At 69.5% G+C, this 18,633-nt stretch carries 14 protein-coding genes, 1 other RNA gene and 1 pseudogene; 6 read left to right on the top strand and 10 right to left on the bottom strand.

Going from position 1 to position 18,633, the window contains the following annotated elements; all coding sequences use genetic code 11:
- The first annotated feature begins 9 nt into the window (after nucleotides 1–9).
- The 3 genes from G3T37_RS02920 to rnpB all read left to right on the top strand — a co-directional run bounded on the left by G3T37_RS02920 (nucleotide 10) and on the right by rnpB (nucleotide 1,629).
- On the top strand, nucleotides 10–750 hold the full coding sequence (locus G3T37_RS02920) for a zinc ribbon domain-containing protein (protein ID WP_174247720.1): 741 nt from the start codon (nucleotides 10–12) through the stop codon (nucleotides 748–750).
- Nucleotides 750–1,211 carry a reverse transcriptase-like protein gene (locus tag G3T37_RS02915; protein WP_163471969.1) on the top strand — a complete coding sequence of 154 codons (462 nt, stop codon included), beginning with the start codon at nucleotides 750–752 and terminating at the stop codon, nucleotides 1,209–1,211. The genes G3T37_RS02920 and G3T37_RS02915 overlap by 1 nt, the downstream gene beginning before the upstream one ends.
- Nucleotides 1,212–1,215: 4 nt before the next feature.
- An RNA gene (rnpB, locus tag G3T37_RS02910) (RNase P RNA component class A) lies at nucleotides 1,216–1,629 on the top strand.
- 12 nt (nucleotides 1,630–1,641) lie between these two features.
- On the opposite strand, the gene G3T37_RS02905 is transcribed toward rnpB, so the two are convergent.
- The 8 genes and pseudogenes from G3T37_RS02905 to map all read right to left on the bottom strand — a co-directional run bounded on the left by G3T37_RS02905 (nucleotide 1,642) and on the right by map (nucleotide 11,211).
- Nucleotides 1,642–2,325: a response regulator gene (locus G3T37_RS02905; protein WP_163471968.1), complete on the bottom strand. Its 684-nt coding sequence runs from the start codon at nucleotides 2,323–2,325 to the stop codon at nucleotides 1,642–1,644.
- Complete coding sequence (locus G3T37_RS02900) at nucleotides 2,322–4,802, bottom strand: DUF4118 domain-containing protein (RefSeq protein ID WP_163471967.1); 2,481 nt, start codon at nucleotides 4,800–4,802, stop codon at nucleotides 2,322–2,324. The genes G3T37_RS02905 and G3T37_RS02900 overlap by 4 nt, the downstream gene beginning before the upstream one ends.
- A gap of 21 nt (nucleotides 4,803–4,823) precedes the next feature.
- Entirely contained in the window at nucleotides 4,824–5,429 is a 606-nt protein-coding gene (gene kdpC / locus G3T37_RS02895) for a potassium-transporting ATPase subunit KdpC (RefSeq protein ID WP_163471966.1), read from the bottom strand.
- 16 nt (nucleotides 5,430–5,445) lie between these two features.
- Nucleotides 5,446–7,512 (bottom strand): annotated as a pseudogene (gene kdpB, locus G3T37_RS02890) (potassium-transporting ATPase subunit KdpB); the annotation flags it as partial.
- Nucleotides 7,513–7,520: 8 nt separating this feature from the next.
- Nucleotides 7,521–9,206, bottom strand: coding sequence for a potassium-transporting ATPase subunit KdpA (gene kdpA, locus G3T37_RS02885; protein ID WP_163471964.1), 1,686 nt, complete (start codon nucleotides 9,204–9,206; stop codon nucleotides 7,521–7,523).
- On the bottom strand, nucleotides 9,206–9,295 hold the full coding sequence (locus G3T37_RS15250) for a potassium-transporting ATPase subunit F (protein WP_163471963.1): 90 nt from the start codon (nucleotides 9,293–9,295) through the stop codon (nucleotides 9,206–9,208). Before G3T37_RS15250 ends, kdpA begins: the two co-directional genes overlap by 1 nt.
- Nucleotides 9,296–9,531: 236 nt before the next feature.
- The gene (gene ppgK / locus G3T37_RS02875; protein WP_163471962.1) at nucleotides 9,532–10,308 is read right to left on the bottom strand and encodes a polyphosphate--glucose phosphotransferase; all 777 of its coding nucleotides are present in this window, start codon (nucleotides 10,306–10,308) and stop codon (nucleotides 9,532–9,534) included.
- A gap of 36 nt (nucleotides 10,309–10,344) precedes the next feature.
- A complete protein-coding gene (gene map, locus G3T37_RS02870; protein ID WP_163471961.1) occupies nucleotides 10,345–11,211 on the bottom strand; it encodes a type I methionyl aminopeptidase in 867 nt (288 codons plus the stop codon).
- A 34-nt stretch (nucleotides 11,212–11,245) separates the two neighbouring features.
- Between map and G3T37_RS02865 the strand changes: the two genes are divergently transcribed.
- Complete coding sequence (locus tag G3T37_RS02865) at nucleotides 11,246–11,416, top strand: methionine aminopeptidase (protein WP_163471960.1); 171 nt, start codon at nucleotides 11,246–11,248, stop codon at nucleotides 11,414–11,416.
- 52 nt (nucleotides 11,417–11,468) lie between these two features.
- Here G3T37_RS02865 and panB read toward each other — a convergent pair whose 3' ends face one another.
- Both panB and G3T37_RS02855 read right to left on the bottom strand, forming a co-directional pair.
- Nucleotides 11,469–12,296 carry a 3-methyl-2-oxobutanoate hydroxymethyltransferase gene (panB, locus tag G3T37_RS02860; RefSeq protein ID WP_163471959.1) on the bottom strand — a complete coding sequence of 276 codons (828 nt, stop codon included), beginning with the start codon at nucleotides 12,294–12,296 and terminating at the stop codon, nucleotides 11,469–11,471.
- Nucleotides 12,297–12,340: 44 nt separating this feature from the next.
- Nucleotides 12,341–14,071 (bottom strand): NAD+ synthase, encoded by a 1,731-nt coding sequence (locus G3T37_RS02855; protein WP_163471958.1) that lies wholly within the window; start codon nucleotides 14,069–14,071, stop codon nucleotides 12,341–12,343.
- 91 nt (nucleotides 14,072–14,162) lie between these two features.
- On the opposite strand from G3T37_RS02855, the gene G3T37_RS02850 reads away from it, so the two are divergent.
- The gene (locus G3T37_RS02850; protein ID WP_163471957.1) at nucleotides 14,163–15,500 is read left to right on the top strand and encodes a glutamine synthetase beta-grasp domain-containing protein; all 1,338 of its coding nucleotides are present in this window, start codon (nucleotides 14,163–14,165) and stop codon (nucleotides 15,498–15,500) included.
- 26 nt (nucleotides 15,501–15,526) lie between these two features.
- Nucleotides 15,527–18,466 (top strand): bifunctional [glutamine synthetase] adenylyltransferase/[glutamine synthetase]-adenylyl-L-tyrosine phosphorylase, encoded by a 2,940-nt coding sequence (locus G3T37_RS02845; protein WP_163471956.1) that lies wholly within the window; start codon nucleotides 15,527–15,529, stop codon nucleotides 18,464–18,466.
- Nucleotides 18,467–18,633: the final 167 nt, after the last annotated feature.

Genomic DNA, 18,633 nt, shown 5'->3' with positions numbered 1-18,633 from the left:
GAGAACCTCATGGCTTTGACAGCCAGCCCGGCCGACCAGGCGCTACTGCTCGACCTGCAGGCCCTCGACACCAAGCTTCAGCAGCTCGCGCACCGCGCGAAGCAGCTTCCCGAGCACGCTCTGCTCCAGCAGGGAGCGGTGCAGCTCTCCGAGTTGCTCGTCACCCTCGCCGAGCAGAAGGGCGTGCTCGAGGATGCGAAGCTCGAGCTGTCGCGGATCGAATCCGACGTCGCCGTGGTGGAGGCTCGCATCAGCCGCGACTCGACGCGACTCCAGGCGTCGTCGTCCACGAAGGACGTCGCCGCGCTCGAACAGGAGCTCGCCGCGCTGCACAAGCGCCAGTCCGATCTCGAGGAGATCGAGCTCACGGTGATGGAGAAGGTCGAGGAGCAGGGTGCTGTCGTCGGCCGTGCCGCCGACGCGGTCGGGGTCGTGCAGGGCAAGATGGCCGACCTCGAGGGCGAGCGCGACGCCGCCCTGAAGACTCTCGACGCGGAAACCGCGAACGCGCGGGCGAACCGTGACGCGATCGCGGCGCAGATTCCCGCCGACTTGTTGGCACTCTACGAGAAGCAGCGCGAGCGCTACGGACTCGGGGCCTCGCTCCTGCAGCACGGGGTCTCCAGCGCGAGCGGCGTGAAGCTGCACGAGAACGAGCTCGTCAAGATTCGAGCGGCGGCCCCCGACGAGGTGATCCTCTGCCCCGATTCGAGTGCGATCCTGGTGCGTACGAACGAGTCGGGACTCTGATGGCGCGTGAGCTCATCGTCGAGGCGGACGGCGGCTCGCGTGGCAACCCCGGAATCGCGGGAGGTGGTTCCATCGTGATCGATGCCGCGACCGGCGAGGTGCTGGCGGAGATCGGCACCTATGTCGGCATCGCGTCGAACAATGTCGCCGAGTACACCGGCATGATCTCCGGGATCCGCAAGGCCCTCGAGATCGATCCGAACGCGAATCTTCACGTGCGGATGGACTCCAAGCTCGTCGTCGAGCAGATGAGCGGTCGCTGGAAGATCAAGCACCCGGCCATGGCCGACCTCGCCGCCGAGGCGCGTCGCCTGCTGACGGGAACCCCGGTCAGTTTCGAGTGGATGCCCCGCGCCGAGAACTCGCGCGCCGACCGCATCGCCAATGAGGTGATGGACAAGAAGCTCTCCTTCGTCCGCGGTCACGACGGGCACGAGCGCCGGACGGTATCGTTCTCTTAGCAAACGGGTCGATGAGACGGTCGCGTTGGCCGGCGCATCCCCTGGGGACATGGCCGGTCACCGAGGAACGTCCGGGCTCCACAGAGCAGGACGGTGGGTAACACCCACCCGGAGCAATCCGCGAGAAAGTGCAACAGAGAGCAGACCGCCACCGGCGGGATCATCCTCGGATGACCGTGCCGGCGGTAAGGGTGAAACGGTGGTGTAAGAGACCACCAGGGGCCCGAGTGATCGGGCTCGCTGGGTAAACCTCGTCCGGAGCAAGGTCAGACAGGGAACGCCACGGGCTGCTCGCCCAGTTCCCGGGTAGACCGCTAGAGGTGTGCGGTAACGCACATCGTAGAGAGATGGCCGTCGATGGCGGAGGGGGGAGACCCCCGATGCCGGGACAGAACCCGGCGTACGGTCGGCCCGTTTGCCCCCTCCTCGATCAGTCCTCCGGGTCTCCGCGGAAGCGGTAGCCCATTCCCGGTTCGGTCAGAAAGTACCGTGGCGTCGAGGGCTCGGGCTCGAGCTTCTTGCGCAACTGTGCGAGGTAGAGCCGCAGGTATCCCGTGTCGCTCGTGTACTGCGGCCCCCAGACCTCCCGCAGCAGGGTCTCGCGCGTGATCAGGCGGCCGCGACCGCGCAGCAGCACCTCGAGCAGTCGCCACTCGGTGGGGGTGAGCCGCACGCTGTCGGAACCCCGGGTCACGACGCGCGCCGACAGGTCGACGGTCACCTCGCCGAAGCGCACGGTGGGCTCGTCGGTGGCGGCCGGGGTTCGGCGTGACAGGGCGCGGATCCGCGCCAGCAGTTCATCGGCGGCGAAGGGCTTGGTGACGTAGTCGTCGGCTCCCGCGTCGAGCGCGTCCACCTTGTCGAATGATTCGGTGCGCCCCGAGACGACCAGGATGGGGACCTGGCTCCAGCCCCGGACGGCCTCGATCACCTCGATGCCGGTGAGGCCGGGCATCCCGAGATCGAGCACGATGAGATCCGGATGCCCCGAGATCGCCGCGTCGAGGGCGGCGCGCCCGTCGGTCGCGGTGATCACCTCGTAGCCGCGCGCGCCGAGGGTGATGCGCAGGGCGCGCAGGATCTGCGGGTCGTCGTCGGCGATCAGGATCCTCACGGGGCAGCCTCCAACTCCACGACCATGGTGAGGCCGCCGCCCGGCGTGTCCTCGGTCTCCAGTGTGCCGCCCATTCCCTCCACGAAACCCTTCGAGAGCGCGAGCCCGAGACCCACGCCCGCGGTGTTGTCGGTGTCGCCGAGCCTCTGGAACGGCAGGAACACCTCCTCCCGGCGGTCGGCAGGGATGCCCGGCCCGGCGTCGATCACCCGGAGCTGCACCCGGCCCGCGAATTCGCTCGTCGAGATGATGGGTGCCGTGCCGGCCGGTGCGAAGCGAATGGCGTTCGCGAGGAGGTTCACGAGAACGCGGAGCAGGAGGGTCGCGTCGGCGACCGCGGGGCGGGTGTCGCCGAGTTCGAGCGCCACCGCACCGGGCGCGAGTCGCAGCTCCTCGAGCGCGTCGCCGACCACGTCATCGAGGTGCACGGGTTCGAGCGTGACACCGATCACGCCCGCCTGCAGGCGACTGACGTCGAGCAGATCAGTGACGAGTCCCGAGAGCGCGCGAAGACTGTCGTCGGCGGTCTCCAGCAGCTCTTCGCGGTCGCTCGGGCTGAGTTCGATCTGGCGCGAGCGCAGCGAGGTGACGGCCGCGGTGGCGGCCGCGAGCGGGCGTCGCAGGTCGTGCCCGACCGCGGCCAGCAGGGCGCTGCGCAATCGGTCGGCCGCCGCGAGTGGCCGCATCTCGGCCGCCTCGCTCGCGAGTCGGCGACGGTCGAGCGCCGATTCGAGCTGGGCGATGAATGCCGCGAGGATGCGTCGATCCGAGGCGGCGAGCGGTTTGCCGGTGAGGATGATGCGCGCCCCCTCGCCCACGGGCAGCTCGGTGACGCCCACCCCGGCATCCGCGGGAGCGTCGTCCTCGTCGGCGGCGAACACCAGCTGCCCGTCGTCGACGAGCTCGACCCGCTGCATGCCGAACGCCTCGCGCAGTCGGGTGACGAGGGCCTCGATCGCATCCGAGCCGCTGATCACGCCGCTCGCGACCGTGGCGAGCACCTCCGCCTCCGCGGCGGATCGGGTCGCCGCGCGCGAGCGCCGCGCAGCCTGATCGACGACGACGCTCACGATCGCGGCGACCACGAGGAAGATGACGAGCGCGAGGAAGTGGCTCGGTTGTGAGATGCGGATCGCGTAGAGCGGCGGCACGAAGAAGAAGTCGAGGCAGAAGCCCGCCGCGACGGCCGCGAACAGCGCCGGCCAGATGCCGCCGACCACGGCGATGACGACGATGAAGAGCTGGTAGCTGAGCACATCGGCGGGCACTGCCTGAGGGCTGCGCACGGCGGCGAGCAGCAGCGTGAGGAGCGGGAGCCCCGCGATCGTGAGCACGAGGCCGAGAACGCGGCGGCGAAGGGAGAGCGCGCCCCCGATGGCGGGCAGCCGTCGCTTGCCGGCCTGGGAGTGCGAGACGATGTGCACGTCGATGTCGGCCGCGAGTCGGATCACGCTCGCGCCGATGCCCGCGCCGCCGAGGATCGACTCGAGCCGGGTTCGTCTGCTGACACCGATCACGAGCTGCGTCGCGTTCACCCCGCGCGCGAAATCGACGAGCGCGACGGGGATCTGCTCGGCCACGACGTGGTGATAGCTGCCGCCCAGGGTCTCGACGAGTGAGCGCTGCGCCTGCAGGGCCGCGGGATCGCTCTCGGCGAGGCCATCCGCGCTCGACACGTGCACCGCGAACAGTTGGCCGCCGCTCGTTCGGGCCGCGATGCGTGCCCCGCGGCGCAGCAGCGTCTCGCCCTCGGGGCCGCCGGTGAGCGCGACGACGATCCGCTCGCGCGCCTCCCACGGCGCCGCGATGCCCTTCTCGCTCCGGTAGGCCTGCAGGGCGACGTCGACCTCGTCGGCCAGCCAGAGAAGTGCGAGTTCGCGCAGCGCGGTCAGATTGCCGAGGCGGAAGTAGTTGCTGAGCGCCGCGTCGACCCGGGCGGGCGGGTAGACGACGCCCTCGGCGAGGCGGTCGCGCAGCGCCTGCGGTGCGAGGTCGACGAGCTCGATCTGATCGGCCGCCCGCAGCGCGGCGTCGGGGATGGTCTCGCGCTGCGGTACCCCGGTGATCTGCAGCACAACGTCGTTGAGGGACTCGATGTGCTGGATATTGACGGTCGAGAGCACGTCGATGCCCGCATCCAGCAGCTCGTCGACGTCGCGCCAGCGCTTGTCGTTCCGCGATCCGGGCGCGTTGCTGTGCGCCAACTCGTCGACGAGCGCGACGTCGGGCCGTCGGGCGAGCACGGCATCCAGGTCCATCTCCTCGAGCGCGACGCCCAGGTGATTCACGCGCCGTCGGGGGATGACCGTCAACCCGTCGAGCTGCGCCCCGGTGCCGACCCTGCCGTGGGTCTCGACCACCGCGACCACGACATCCTTGCCGGCCGCGGCCAGGCGGTGTCCCTCTTCCAGCATCGCGAAGGTCTTGCCCACGCCCGGTGCGGCGCCGAGCATGACCCGAAGGCGACCCCTGCCCATTCGACCGTCCTCTTAGGCCTTCTACTTCAGCGCGGCCAGCGCGATGTTGAGCTCGAGCACGTTGACCACCGGCTCGCCCAGGTAGCCGAGCTCGCGCCCTTGAATCCTAGACTCGACCAGCGCTCGCACGGCGGACTCGCTGAGGCCGCGGGCGGCGGCGACCCGCGGCACCTGCAGCAGGGCGTAGGCGGGGCTGATGTCGGGGTCGAGGCCGGAGGCGGAGGCGGTGAGGGCGTCGGCGGGAATGCGGTCGGCCGTCACCCCGTCGGACTTCTCGATCGCCGCCCGCCGCGCGGCGATCGCGGTCAGCAGGCTGTGGCTCTCCGGGCCGGCGTTGGAGCCGCCGGAGGCCCGCCCGTCGTACCCGGCGCCGGCCGCGGAGGGCCGGGACTGGAACCACTGCGGCAGCGCCACCCCCTTCGCCGTCGTGAACGACTGTTCGATGAGGGCGGAGCCGACGACGCGGCCGTCCGAGCGCACGAGCGAGCCGTTCGCCTGTGCGGGAAAGGCGAGCTGAGCGATCGCGGTGATCGCGAGCGGGAAGACGATTCCGAGGGCGACCGTCATGAGGAGGAGGGCGCGGAGTGCGACCCAGGCCTGGCGGGCGGAGCCCCTGCGTGCAGACATTCTGTGTTCTTCTTTCTCAGAAGCCGGGGATGAGGCTGACGATGAGGTCGATCAGCTTGATGCCGATGAACGGCGCGATGATGCCGCCGAGGCCGTAGATGAGGAGGTTGCGGCTGAGGATCCGGCTCGCCGACACGGGTCGGTAGCGCACACCGCGGAGGGCGAGCGGGATGAGCGCGACGATCACGAGCGCGTTGAAGATGATCGCCGACAGGATCGCCGACGCGGAGGAGTGCAGGGCCATCACGTTGAGCACGGCGAGCCCGGGGAAGGCGGCCGCGAACATGGCCGGGATGATGGCGAAGTACTTCGCGACGTCGTTGGCGATCGAGAAGGTGGTGAGCGCTCCCCGGGTGATGAGCAGCTGCTTGCCGATCCGCACGATGTCGATCAACTTGGTCGGGTCGGAGTCCAGGTCCACCATGTTCCCCGCCTCCTTGGCGGCGGAGGTTCCCGTGTTCATCGCCACCCCGACGTCCGCCTGGGCGAGCGCGGGGGCGTCGTTGGTGCCGTCACCGGTCATGGCGACGAGGTTGCCGCCCGACTGCTCGGCACGGATGAGGGCGAGCTTGTCCTCGGGCGTCGCCTCAGCAAGGAAGTCGTCCACGCCGGCCTCCGCCGCGATGGCCCGGGCGGTCAGCGGGTTGTCGCCCGTGATCATGACGGTGCGGATACCCATCGCGCGCAGTTCGGCGAACCGCTCGACGAGTCCGTCCTTCACGACGTCCTTCAGCTGGATGACCCCCAGCACCCGCGCATCGCCCCCCGCGTCGCGCACCGCGACGACGAGCGGCGTGCCGCCCGCCTCCGACACCCGGGTGACGATCTCGTCGAGGTGGCGGCTCTGCTCGGGTGCGATTCCGCCGGTCTCGGCGACCCACGCGGACACCATGGAGGCCGCCCCCTTGCGCAGCTGCGTTCCGTCCGCGAGGTCGACGCCGCTCATCCGGGTCTGCGCGGTGAACGGGACCACGATCGCGCCGCGAGCGGGCGGTTCGTGCTGGCCCTGCTCCTCGGCGAGCGTCACGATCGAGCTGCCCTCCGGGGTCGGATCGGCGAGCGAGGCGAGCCGGGCGACCCGGGCGAGTTCGGTGTCTTCCGCGTCGCCGACGGGCAGGAAGGCGGTCGCTCGACGGTTGCCGTAGGTGATCGTGCCGGTCTTGTCGAGGAGGAGGGTGGTGACATCCCCGGCGGCCTCGACGGCCCGGCCCGACATCGCGAGCACGTTGCGCTGCACGAGCCGATCCATGCCCGCGATGCCGATGGCGCTGAGCAGGGCGCCGATCGTGGTGGGGATCAGGCACACGAGCAGGGCGATGAGAACGGGAATGCTCACCTCGCGGCCCGCGTAGCCGGCCATCGGGTTGATGGTGAGCACGACGATCACGAAGACGATGCTGAGGCTCGCGAGCAGGATGTTGAGCGCGATCTCGTTCGGCGTCTTCTGCCGTGCCGCGCCCTCCACGAGCCGGATCATGCGGTCGACGAAGGTCTCGCCGGGCTTGCTCGTGATCCGCACGACGATCCGGTCGCTGAGCACACGGGTGCCTCCGGTCACCGCGCTGCGGTCCCCACCGAACTCGCGGATCACCGGCGCCGACTCGCCCGTGATCGCGGACTCGTCCACCGACGCGATTCCGGAGACGACGTCGCCGTCGCCTGGAATCACCTGCCCGGCGACGACGATCACGACGTCGCCGAGGGTGAGGTCGGCCGAGGAGACCTCGACCACGCGAGCACGCTCGGCGGTCGCATCCGCGGTCTCGTCGTAGTCGATGACGCGGGTCGCGGGAGTGCTCGTACGAGTGGCCCGCAGGCTTGCGGCCTGGGCTTTCCCGCGGCCCTCGGCGACCGCCTCGGCGAGGTTCGCGAAGACGACGGTGATCCACAGCCACGCCGCGATGCCGATGGTGAAGCTGGGAGCGAGAGGCCGGCCGGCGCCGGCGGGGGCGCCCAGGAGGGGCTCGGTGATCGCGATCACCGTCGTCAGCGCGGCGCCGATCTCGACGATGAACATGACGGGATTCCGCCACATGAGCCGCGGGTCGAGTTTGCGCGCGGCGGTCGGCAGCGCGGTGATGAGCGGGGAGGTCATGAGTGAAGCAGTCCTTCTGCCAGAGGCCCGAGCGCGAGCGCGGGGAAGTAGGTGAGTGCCGAGACGAGCACGACGGTCCCGATCAGGAGGCCTCCGAACTGGACGCGGTGGGTCGGAAGGGTGCCGGCGGTCACGGGCACCGGGTCCTGTTGGGCGAGCGAGCCGGCGAGCGCGAGCACGAAGACGATGGGCAGGAATCGGCCCAGCATCATCGCGACTCCCAGGGCGGTGTTGAGCCACGGCGTGTTCGCCGTGAGCCCCGCAAAGGCGGAGCCGTTGTTGTTCGCCGCCGAGGTGAACGCGTAGAGCACCTCGCTGAAGCCATGCAGTCCCGGGTTGGCGATGGAGGTTCCCGTCACGTCGGCCTGCACGCCGGGGATCGCGAAGCTGAGCGCGGTGCCCGCGAGGACGAGCGCCGGGGTCGTGAGGATGTACAGGCTCGCGAGTGTCATCTCCCGGGCGCGGATCTTCTTGCCGAGATATTCGGGGGTCCGACCCACCATGAGGCCGGCGATGAACACGGCGATCACCGCGATGACGAGCATCCCGTACAGACCGGAGCCCACGCCGCCGGGGGCGACCTCGCCCAGCATCATGTTGATCATGGCCATGCCTCCGCCGAGAGCCGTGTAGCTGTCGTGCATCGAGTTGACCGCGCCCGTGGAGGTGAGCGTCGAGCTCGTCCCGTACAGAGTGGAGCCCACGATGCCGAAGCGGAGTTCCTTGCCCTCCAAGGCGGCGCCCGCGAGTCGTGGAGCGCTTCCGGAGCCACCCAGTTCGAGGAGGGTCATCACGGTCGACGACACGACGAAGAAGGTCGCCATGACCGCCGCGATCGCGTAGCCCTGGCGGTTGTCGTTCACCAGTCGTCCGAAGGTGCGGGGCAGTGCGAAGGGGATCACGAGCATGAGGATGATCTGCAGCATGCTCGTCCAGGGCAGCGGGTTCTCGAAGGGGTGCGCGGAGTTGGCGTTGAAGTAGCCGCCGCCGTTCGTGCCGACGATCTTGATGGCCTCCTGCGACGCCACCGGACCTCCGGGGATCTCCTGGGTGGCACCACTGAGCGTCGTCACGGTGTGGAATCCGTCGAGATTCTGCACCACGCCGCCGGCGACCAGCAGCACCGCGGCGATCGCGGCGAGCGGCAGCAGGATCCGCAGGGTGCCGCGCGTCACATCCACCCAGAAGTTGCCGATGGTGGAGGAGTGCCGGGCGGCGAAGGCCCGGACGAGCGCGACCGCGACCGCAATCCCCACCGCCGCCGAGAGAAAGTTCTGCACCGCGAGGCCGGCGAACTGCACGGTGAAGCCCAGGGTCGCCTCGGGCGAGTAGGACTGCCAGTTGGTGTTGGTGACGAAGGAGACCGCGGTGTTGAAGGCGAGCGCCTCATTCACCGGGCCGAGGCCGAGCGACCAGGGCAGGAGCTCCTGAACGCGTTGCAGCGCGTAGAGCAGCACGATGCCCGCGGTGGAGAAGGCGAGCACGGCGCGCACGTAGGCGGGCCAGCTCTGCTCAGACGAGGGATCGACGCCGATGAGCCGGTAGAAGCCTCGCTCGACCCGGAGGTGCCGCGGCGACGCATAGGCGAAGGCCATGTAGTCGCCCAGCGGACGGTAGGCGACCGCGAGCACGAGGATGACCGTGCCGAGCTGCGCCGCGAACAGCCAGAGTTGCGCGCCCATCAGAACCGCTCCGGAAAGATCAGCGCGACCACGAGGTAGCCGATCGCGGCGACTCCGAGCGCGATGGCGAGCAGGGTGATCGCCGTCACAGTCGCTCGACCCCCCGTGCGATGACGGCGATGCCGGCCGCGAGGGCCAGGATCGCGCAGAGGTAGACGATATCGAGCACGGAAGGACTCCATCTGGAACGACCGCCGTGGCCGCGATCGCGGGCACGGGTGGCATGGCCACGAACAGAGTCAAGACCCGGGGGATGCCCCGGGTGCCGTTCCTAACGGATCCCTAACGCCGCGAGCGCGAACCCTAACGCGGGGCGGCGGCGCGCTCAGTCGGCGACGGCGGCGTGCCCCGTCGCGCCGCGGTGCTCGGCCGCGAGCGCGGCGGCACCGAGGATGCCGGCATTGTTGCGCAGTGCGGCCGGCACGATCGGCGCGCGGAGCTCGAGGAGGGGGAGGAATTCCTCGTACGACTTCGAGATCCCCCCGCCCACGATGATGAGGTCCGGCGAGAACAGCGCCTCGACCGTGTCGTAGTAGCGCTGGAGGCGCTTCGCCCACTCCTTGAAGCTGAGGTCGTCCCTCTCCTTCGCCGAGTAGGAGGCGCGCGATTCCGCGTCCTTCCCGTCGACCTCGAGGTGGCCGAGCTCGGTGTTCGGCACGAGGACGCCGTTGTAGATGAGCGCGCTGCCGATGCCGGTGCCCAGTGTGGTGAGAATCACCACCCCCGGCACATCCTTGGCGGCGCCGTAGCGCACCTCGGCGACGCCCGCGGCGTCCGCGTCGTTGATGAACCTGATGTCGCGACCGAGCGCCTTCTCGAACAGCTTCTCGGCGTCGAGTCCGATCCACTTCTTCGACACGTTGGCGGCCGACATGGTGTGCCCCTTGATGATGACCGCGGGGAAGCACACTCCGACCGGCACCTCCGCGTCGACGGCGAGGGTCTCGATGATCGACACGACGACCTTCACGATGTCGTCGGGCTCGCCGCCCTTCGGAGTGTCCAGCTTGATGCGGTCGGTCAGCAGGGCGCCCGTGGCGGTGTCGATGACCGCGCCCTTGATCCCGGTGCCGCCGATGTCGATTCCTACTGCCTTGGTCATGCGAGTCCTTCGTGCGGGTGGGTGGGCGGGACGGGGTCAGGGAAGAGTGAGGATCTCGGCGCCGCCCTCGGTGACGACGAGGGTGTGTTCGAACTGCGCGGTGAGACTCTTGTCTCGGGTGGTGACCGTCCAGTCGTCGGGCCAGATGTCCCAGTCGTAGCCGCCGAGGGTCAGCATGGGCTCGATCGTGAAGACCATGCCGACCTCCATCACGGTGTCGAACCGCGGAGCGGCGTCGTAGTGCGGCACCACGAGTCCGGAGTGGAAGGCCTCGCCGACTCCGTGGCCGGTGAAGTCGCGCACCACTCCGTAGCCGAAGCGCTTCGCGTACGACTCGATGGCGCGGCCGATCACGTTGATCTCGCGCCCGGGCGCGACCGCCTTTATTCCGCGGTTCAGCGCCTCGCGCGTGCGCTCGACGAGGGCGGTGGCCGCCTCGCTCGCGGTGCCCGCCACGAAGGTGGCGTTGAGGTCGCCGTGCACACCGTCCACGAAGGCGGTGATGTCGATGTTGACGATGTCGCCGTCCTCGATGACCGTGTCGTCGGGGATCCCGTGGCAGATGACCTCGTTGATCGAGGTGCAGCACGACTTCGGGAACCCCCGATAGCCCAGAGTCGACGGGTAGGCGCCGTGGTCGACGAGGAACTCGTGAGCGATCGCGTCGAGCTCGTCGGTCGTGACCCCCGGGCGGATCGCCGCGCCGACGGCCTCCACGGCGCGGGCGGCGATGCGTCCGGCCCGACGGATGCGCTCGATCGCCTCGGGCGTGTATACATCGCTGCCCGTGAACTCCCGCGGACCCGGTTTGCCGACGTACTCGGGCCGGGGAATCGAGGCCGGCACCGGACGGGCGGGGGAGAGCGTCCCGGGGACGAGGTGACCGCTGGAATCCCGAGGCATAGGATCGATTTTATTCGCACGCGAAGGAGCCACGGTGACCGACTGGTATTACAACAACAAGACCGGCCAGGTCGAAGAGGGCAAGCAGTCGCTCGCCTCCGACCTCGATGGCCCCTTCGCGAGTCGCGAGGAGGCGGCGCGCGCGCCCGAGATCATCGCGGAGCGTGCCCGCAAATGGGCCGAGGACGACGCGAAAGAGCGCTGAGCGCCCGCGCGATCGGCCGGCATCCGCGCGATTCGCATCGCCGCCGCCCGTCTCAGTCGTCGTAGGAGTGTTCCGCGCCGGGGTAGGCGCCCGAGTCGACGTCGGCGCGATACGCGAGCACCGCGTCGGTGAGGGTCTGCCGGAGGTTCGCGTACTGCTTGACGAACTTCGGGATCCGGCCCGCGGTGAAGCCGGCCCAATCGGTCCAGACGAGAAGCTGGCCGTCGGTATGCGGCCCAGCGCCGACGCTGATCGTGGGGATGCGCAGCGCCTGGGTCACCTGGCGCGCGGCATCGGCCGGCACCATCTCCAGCACGACCGCGAAGGCACCGGCGTCCTCGACCGCGTGCGCGTCCGCGAGCAACTGCGTGACCTGGTCGCCGCGACCCTGGATGACGTGCCCGCCCAGGCCGTGTTCGCTCTGCGGGGTGAAGCCGATGTGCGCCATGACCGGAATCCCGGCCGAGACGATCCGGCGGATCTGCTCCGCCGAGCGCACCCCGCCCTCGAGCTTCACGGCGTGGGCACCCGTCTCCTTCATGAAGCGGAAGGCCGTGTGCAGCGCCTCGTCGGGCCCGGTCTCATAGGAGCCGAAGGGCATATCGGCGACGACGAATGCCCGCTTGACCGCCCCGGCGACCGCGCGGGCGAGTGGAATGAGGTCGTCGATAGTCACCGGCAGGGTCGTGTCGTAGCCGAGCACGTTGTTGGCGGCGGAGTCCCCCACGAGGAGGAAGTCGATGCCCGCCTCGTCGAAGATGGAGGCCGTCAGCATGTCGTAGCTCGTGAGGCCGGTGATCTTGATCCCCGACTCCTTCGCGGTCTGGAAGTGTCGGGTGCGAACCTTCTTCGGCGCGCTCGCCGCGGGCGTCTCTGGCATGGTGCCGAGTCTATCCGCAGGCGCCGCGTCGGCTCCGGGCGGCGTCAGACGGTGGGACGGTAGGTGATCGGGAGTCGGCGGTCGCGGCCGAAGGCCATCCCGCTGATCTTGGGGCCGATCGCCCCCTGGCGTCGCTTCCACTCCGAGCGGTCCACGAGCTGCGTCACGAAGTCGACGGTGTCGGGGTCGAATCCGAGCGCGACGACATCCTCCTGGCCCAGGTTGCGACTCACGTAGGCGTCGAGGATCGCGTCGAGCACCTCGTAGGGCGGAAGGGTGTCCTGGTCGGTCTGGTCGGGGCGCAGCTCCGCGCTCGGCGGCTTCTCGATGGAGTTGCGGGGGATCGGCGGCACCTCGCCGCGCGCGACGGCCGCCTCATTGCGCCAGCGGGCGAGCTCCCACACGAGCAGCTTCGGCACGTCTTTGATGGGAGCGAATCCGCCCGCGGAGTCGCCGTAGATGGTCGAGTAGCCGACCGAGAGCTCGCTCTTGTTTCCCGTGGTGAGCACGAGGTGGCCGTCCATGTTCGACTTCGCCATGAGGATGATGCCCCGGATGCGCGCCTGCAGATTCTCGGCCGCCAGCCCGCTCAGCGCCAGTTGATCCTCGACCGGCTGCACGAGCTCGGCGATAGGTTCCACCGAGTAGTGGAAGCCGATGTTCTCGGCGAGCACGTCGGCATCGCCGCGCGAGTGCTCCGAGCTCCACCGGGACGGCATGCTCACCCCGTACACGCGGTCGGCACCGATCGCGTCCGCGGCAATCGCGGCGCAGACCGCGGAGTCGATCCCGCCCGAGACACCGAGCACGACCGAGGGGAAGCCGTTCTTGCCGACGTAGTCGCGCAGGCCCAGAACGAGCGCGTCCCAGAGCTGCTGTCGGTCATCTGGCAGCGTCGCGATGTCGAGCCCGATCGGCGGCGTGGTCGGTGCGGGATCGTCGAGGGTCACCCGCGTCACGTGCTCGGGCAGCTCGTCGAGGGTCGCGGCGGCGACATCGAGGTCGGCGACGAGAAGGTGGGGTTGCCACTGCGGGGCGCGCGCCAGGATCGAACCCGAGCCGTCGACGATGACGCTGTCGCCGTCGAAGATGAGGTCGTCTTGGCCGCCCACGATGTTGACGTAGGCCACGATCGCGCTGTTCTCGACGGCGCGTCGGGTGACGAGCGGGAGGCGCACCTCGTCTTTGTCGCGCTCGAACGGCGACGCGTTGATGACGAGCAGCAGGCCCGCGTCCGCCTTCACGACCCGGTTGACCGGGCCGCCGTCGCGCCAGAGGTCTTCGCAGATGACGAGGGCGACGTCGACGCCTTTGATCCGCAGCACGAGCAGTTCGTCGCCGGGGATGAAGATGCGGTACTCGTCGAACACGGAGTAGTTCGGCAGGTGGTGCTTCGAGTACTGCGCCCGCACCCGCCCGTGCTGCAGCACGCTCGCGCGGTTCTGCGCGATCGCGGTGGGCGCGTTGCTGGAGCCGAGCAGCCGCGGCTCGAAGGGCCCGTCCGGATGACCGACCACGACGACGAGCTCACCGAGCCCCTCCGCCTCCAGCCGCGTGGCGAGTGCCTCGACCGCCGCACGGCTCGCCCGCAGGAAGCTCGGACGAGCGGCGAGGTCCTCGATCGGGTAGCCGCTCAGGGCCATCTCGCCGACCGCGACGATGTCGGCTCCGGACTCCCACGCGCGCCTCGCGGCCTCCATGATCTGGGTCGAATTCCCCGCGAGGTCGCCCACCACGGGGTTCGTCTGGGCGAGTGCCAAGCGAAGTCGGGGCATAGCCACTAGCCTAATAGCGCGAGCGAAACGGCTCGGATTCAGCACCGTTTCCGCCATCGCAGTACCCGTTTCACCATCGCAGGGAGCCTCCGTGGATAAGCAGCGCGACTTCGTTCTTCGCACCATCGAAGAGCGCGGCATCAAGTTCGTGCGGCTCTGGTTCACCGACGTCGTGGGCACGCTCAAGTCGGTCGCGATCGCTCCGGCCGAGGTGGAGGGCGCCTTCAACGAGGGTCTCGGCTTCGACGGCTCCGCGATCGAGGGACTCACCCGCTCCTACGAGGCCGACGTTCTCGCGCACCCGGATCCGACCACCTTCCAGATCCTTCCGTGGCGGGGCGAGATCGATCCGACCGCCCGCATGTTCTGCGACATCATGACGCCTGACGGCCAGCCCGCGGTGGCCGATCCCCGCAACGTGCTCAAGCGCACGCTCGCGAAGGCCGCCGACCGCGGTTTCACCTTCTACACGCACCCCGAGATCGAGTTCTACCTCCTCAAGTCGAGCAAGGTGAAGAACGGAGCGCCGGAGCCCGTCGATTCCGCTGGGTACTTCGACAACGTGCCCGGGGGCACCGCCCACGACTTCCGTCGGCGCTCGGTGCGGATGCTCGAAGACCTGGGCATCTCGGTCGAGTTCAGCCACCACGAGGCGGGTCCCGGTCAGAACGAGATCGACCTCCGCTACGCCGACGCGCTCACGACCGCCGACAACATCATGACCTTTCGCACGGTCATCAAGGAGGTGGCGATCGAGCAGGGCGTCTACGCCACCTTCATGCCGAAGCCGCTGTCCGGTCATCCCGGTTCGGGCATGCACACGCACATGTCGCTCTTCGAGGGCGACGTCAATGCCTTCTTCGACGGCGGCAACCAGTACCAGCTCTCCAAGATCGGCCGCCAGTTCGTCGCGGGGCTCCTGCGCCACGCGCCCGAGATCACCGCGGTGACCAACCAGTTCGTCAACAGCTACAAGCGGCTGTGGGGCGGCGACGAAGCGCCGAGCTTCGTGACCTGGGGTCACAACAACCGCTCCGCGCTCGTGCGCGTTCCTCTCTACAAGCCCAACAAGGGGCAGAGCTCGCGAGTGGAGTACCGGGCCATCGACTCCGCCGCGAACCCCTACCTCGCCTACTCGTTGCTGCTCGCCGCGGGGCTCAAGGGCATCGAGGAGGAGTACGAGCTTCCGCCCGAGGCGGAGGACAACGTCTGGACCCTGACCGACGCCGAGCGCCGGGCCCTCGGCTACAACCAGCTTCCCGCCAGCCTCGACCACGCGCTGTCGCTCATGGAGGACTCCGAGCTTGTGGCGGAGACCCTGGGCGAACAGGTGTTCAACTACGTGCTGCTCAACAAGCGCCGCGACTGGCGCGAGTACCGCGCCCAGGTCACGCCCTACGAGTTGGAGAGCAACCTCGAGATCCTGTGATCGAACAGGGATCCGTCGACCGCACCATGCCTCGCCTTCAGACAACGCTGACTGAACTGGCCCGGCTCGGTTTCACCGAGTTGAGCGCCTCGCGCGACGCCCTCGAGCGGTTCCCGGAAGAGGTCGTGCCGCACTTCGCGGCCGCGGCCGATCCCGATCAGGCACTCGACCTGCTTCTCCGCCTCGACGAGCACGCCCCGGCCGAGGTCGCGCGCCTGCTCGGCGCGGGCGACGCGGCGGCGCGTCTCATCCGGGTGCTCGGCGCCTCGCGCGGTCTGGCCGAGTTCTTCCATCGGCACCCCGAGGAGCTGGCCTGCCTCGAGGCGCCCATCACGGGCATCCCGAGTCGCGACGAACTGCGCGATGATCTGGTCTCCTCCGTCGCCGGCCTCAGCGGCGACGCGGCCTATACGGCACTCCGCGTGCGGTACCGGCGCCGAGTCGCCGCGCTGGCGGCGTGGGATCTCGCCCATCCGGATCCGCTCGCGGCCGTCTCCGACGTCACGATGGTGTTGGCCGACCTCGCCGGCGCGGCGCTGGACGCCTCGCTGGAGGTCGCCCGCCGCGAGGTGCGCTTCCCCGCCGCGGACGTGGAGCGCACCCGGCTCGCGATCATCGGAATGGGCAAGGCCGGCGCGCGCGAGCTGAACTACGTGAGCGACGTCGACGTGATCTTCGTCGCGGAGGCGACCGGCGGGCTCGAAACGGGTCGCGCGGTCGATATCGCCACCAAGCTCGCGATGCAGACGGCACGGGGCATCCAGGAGCTCGCCATCGAGCCGGCGCTCTGGGAGGTCGACGCGAATCTGCGGCCTGAGGGCAAAGACGGCGCACTCGTGCGCAGCCTCGAGTCGCACGTCGCGTACTACGAGCGCTGGGCCAAGAGCTGGGAGTTCCAGGCTCTTCTCAAGGCCCGGCCGCTCGCGGGCGATCTCGAGCTGGGGGAGCGCTACGTCGCGGCGCTCGCGCCGATGGTCTGGACGAGCGCCTCCCGCGAGAACTTCGTCGAGTCGGTGCAGCGGATGCGCGAGCGCGTCACCGAGAACATCCCCGCAGACGAGCGCGACATCCAGCTCAAGCTCGGTCCCGGCGGTCTTCGCGACATCGAGTTCACCATCCAGTTGCTCCAGCTCGTGCACGGGCAGACCGATCCCGAGGTGCGCCAGCAGGCCACGCTCCCCGCCCTCGTGTCGCTCGCGGCACAGGGATACATCGGCCGGGTCGAATCGGCCGAGTTCGCGGGCGACTACCGCTTTCTGCGCCTGCTCGAGCACCGGCTGCAGCTCAGCCGTCTCTCTCGAACGCACCTCATGCCGCGCGATGCCGAGGCGGTGCGCGTTCTGGCTCGCTCCACGGGTCTCTACGCGACGGCCGCCGAGCTCTCCGCGTCGTGGCAGCGCACCAAGCACGCGGTGCGCAATCTCCACGAGCGGCTGTTCTACCGGCCATTGCTCAGCGCCGTCGCGGCGTTGCCCGGCGACGAACTCAGCCTCACCAGCACGCAGGCCGAGGCGCGTCTCGCGGCCATCGGTTTCCGCGACCCGAAGGGCGCCCTCCATCACATCGCCGCGCTCACGGGCGGAGTGTCGCGCCGCGCCACGATCCAGCGCACCCTGCTTCCGGTCATGCTGGGGTGGTTCGCCGACGGGGCGGACCCCGACCACGGACTTCTGGCGTTCCGCAGACTCAGCGACGACCTCGGCGAGGCCTACTGGTTCCTGCGCATGCTGCGCGACTCCTCGGGAGCCGCGCAGCGGCTGACCAGCGTGCTCTCCGGCTCGAAGTTCGTCGGCACCCTCCTCGAGCGCATCCCGGAGGGCGCGGCATGGCTCGAGAACGAAGACGAGCTGCGGCCGCGGCCGCTCGCCCAGCTGCTCGACGAGACGCGCGCGACGGTGTCGCGGCACCGGGATGACGTGGATGCGGCGGCCCTCGCCCTCCGCACCGCCCGCCGACGCGAGGTGCTGCGGGTCGCCATCGCGGGCATCCTCGGGTTCATCTCCGTGGAGGAGCTCGGCCGCGCCCTCAGCGACATCACCACGGCGATCCTCACCGGCGTGCTCTCGCTCGTGCACAGTGAGGATGATGGTCTCGAGTTCGGCATCATCGCGATGGGTCGCTACGGCGGAGGGGAGCTCGGCTTCGGCTCGGACGCGGACGTCGTCTACGTCTATCGCGCGACGACAGCCACGGGCGAAGAGGCGCAATCGCGCTCCGAGCAGATCGTCGCCTCGCTCAGTCGGCTGACCGAAGACCTCCGCCTGCCGCTCGACCTCGACATCGGGCTGCGGCCGGAGGGGAAGAACGGCGCGGTCGTGCGGTCCCTGGACAGCTACCGCGCCTACTACCGGCGATGGTCGCTGACCTGGGAGGCCCAGGCCCTGCTGCGCGCGCGCGGCGTCGTGGGCGACGAGGGTCTGTTGCGCGACTTCGAGCACCTCGCCGACGAGGTGCGGTACCCCGCGACGATTGCGGAACAGGGCGTGCGCGAGGTCAAACGCATCAAGGCGCGGGTCGAGTCGGAGCGTCTGCCGCAGGGCGCTGATCCCTCGCGGCATCTCAAACTCGGCCGAGGATCACTGAGCGACGTCGAGTGGTTCGTGCAGCTGCTGCAACTGCAGCACGCGGCGAGCATCCCGGGCCTTCGTACGACCTCGACGCTCGACGCCCTCGCCGTTGCCGAGGCCGCCGGGCTCATTCCCGCTGCGGACGCCAAGAAGCTGCACGATGCGTGGATCATCGCGTCGCGGGCCCGCTCGGCGATGACGCTCTGGACGGCGAAGACCGCCGACGTGCTGCCGACAGAGCGTCAGGCGCTCGAGGGCGTCGCGCGCCTCATGGAGTACCCACCCGGGTCAGCGGGCGCGCTCGAGGAGGACTACCTGAGGACGACACGACTCGCCCGCCAGGTGTTCGAGCGCCGCTTCTACGGGGTGTCTGCGATCCCCCGACCCACGACGGCCTGACCGCCTGGCGGGCGTCTCCGCGGTGCCGCGCGCGCGGCGCGACGACCCCGCGGTGCGAGGAACACTGCGCGCTGCACGCCGAGCGACGCGCCCGGAGGGACCGTTTCGCGCGGCTGAGCAATCTTTTTTTCGATCAAATTGTGTACCCCGAAATGGGGCACGAGCGT

The sequence above is a fragment of the Galbitalea soli genome (assembly GCF_010686725.1).
In the GTDB taxonomy this organism is placed as follows: Bacteria; Actinomycetota; Actinomycetes; order Actinomycetales; family Microbacteriaceae; genus Galbitalea; species Galbitalea soli.
This window is presented reverse-complemented; position numbering and strand designations above follow the sequence as displayed.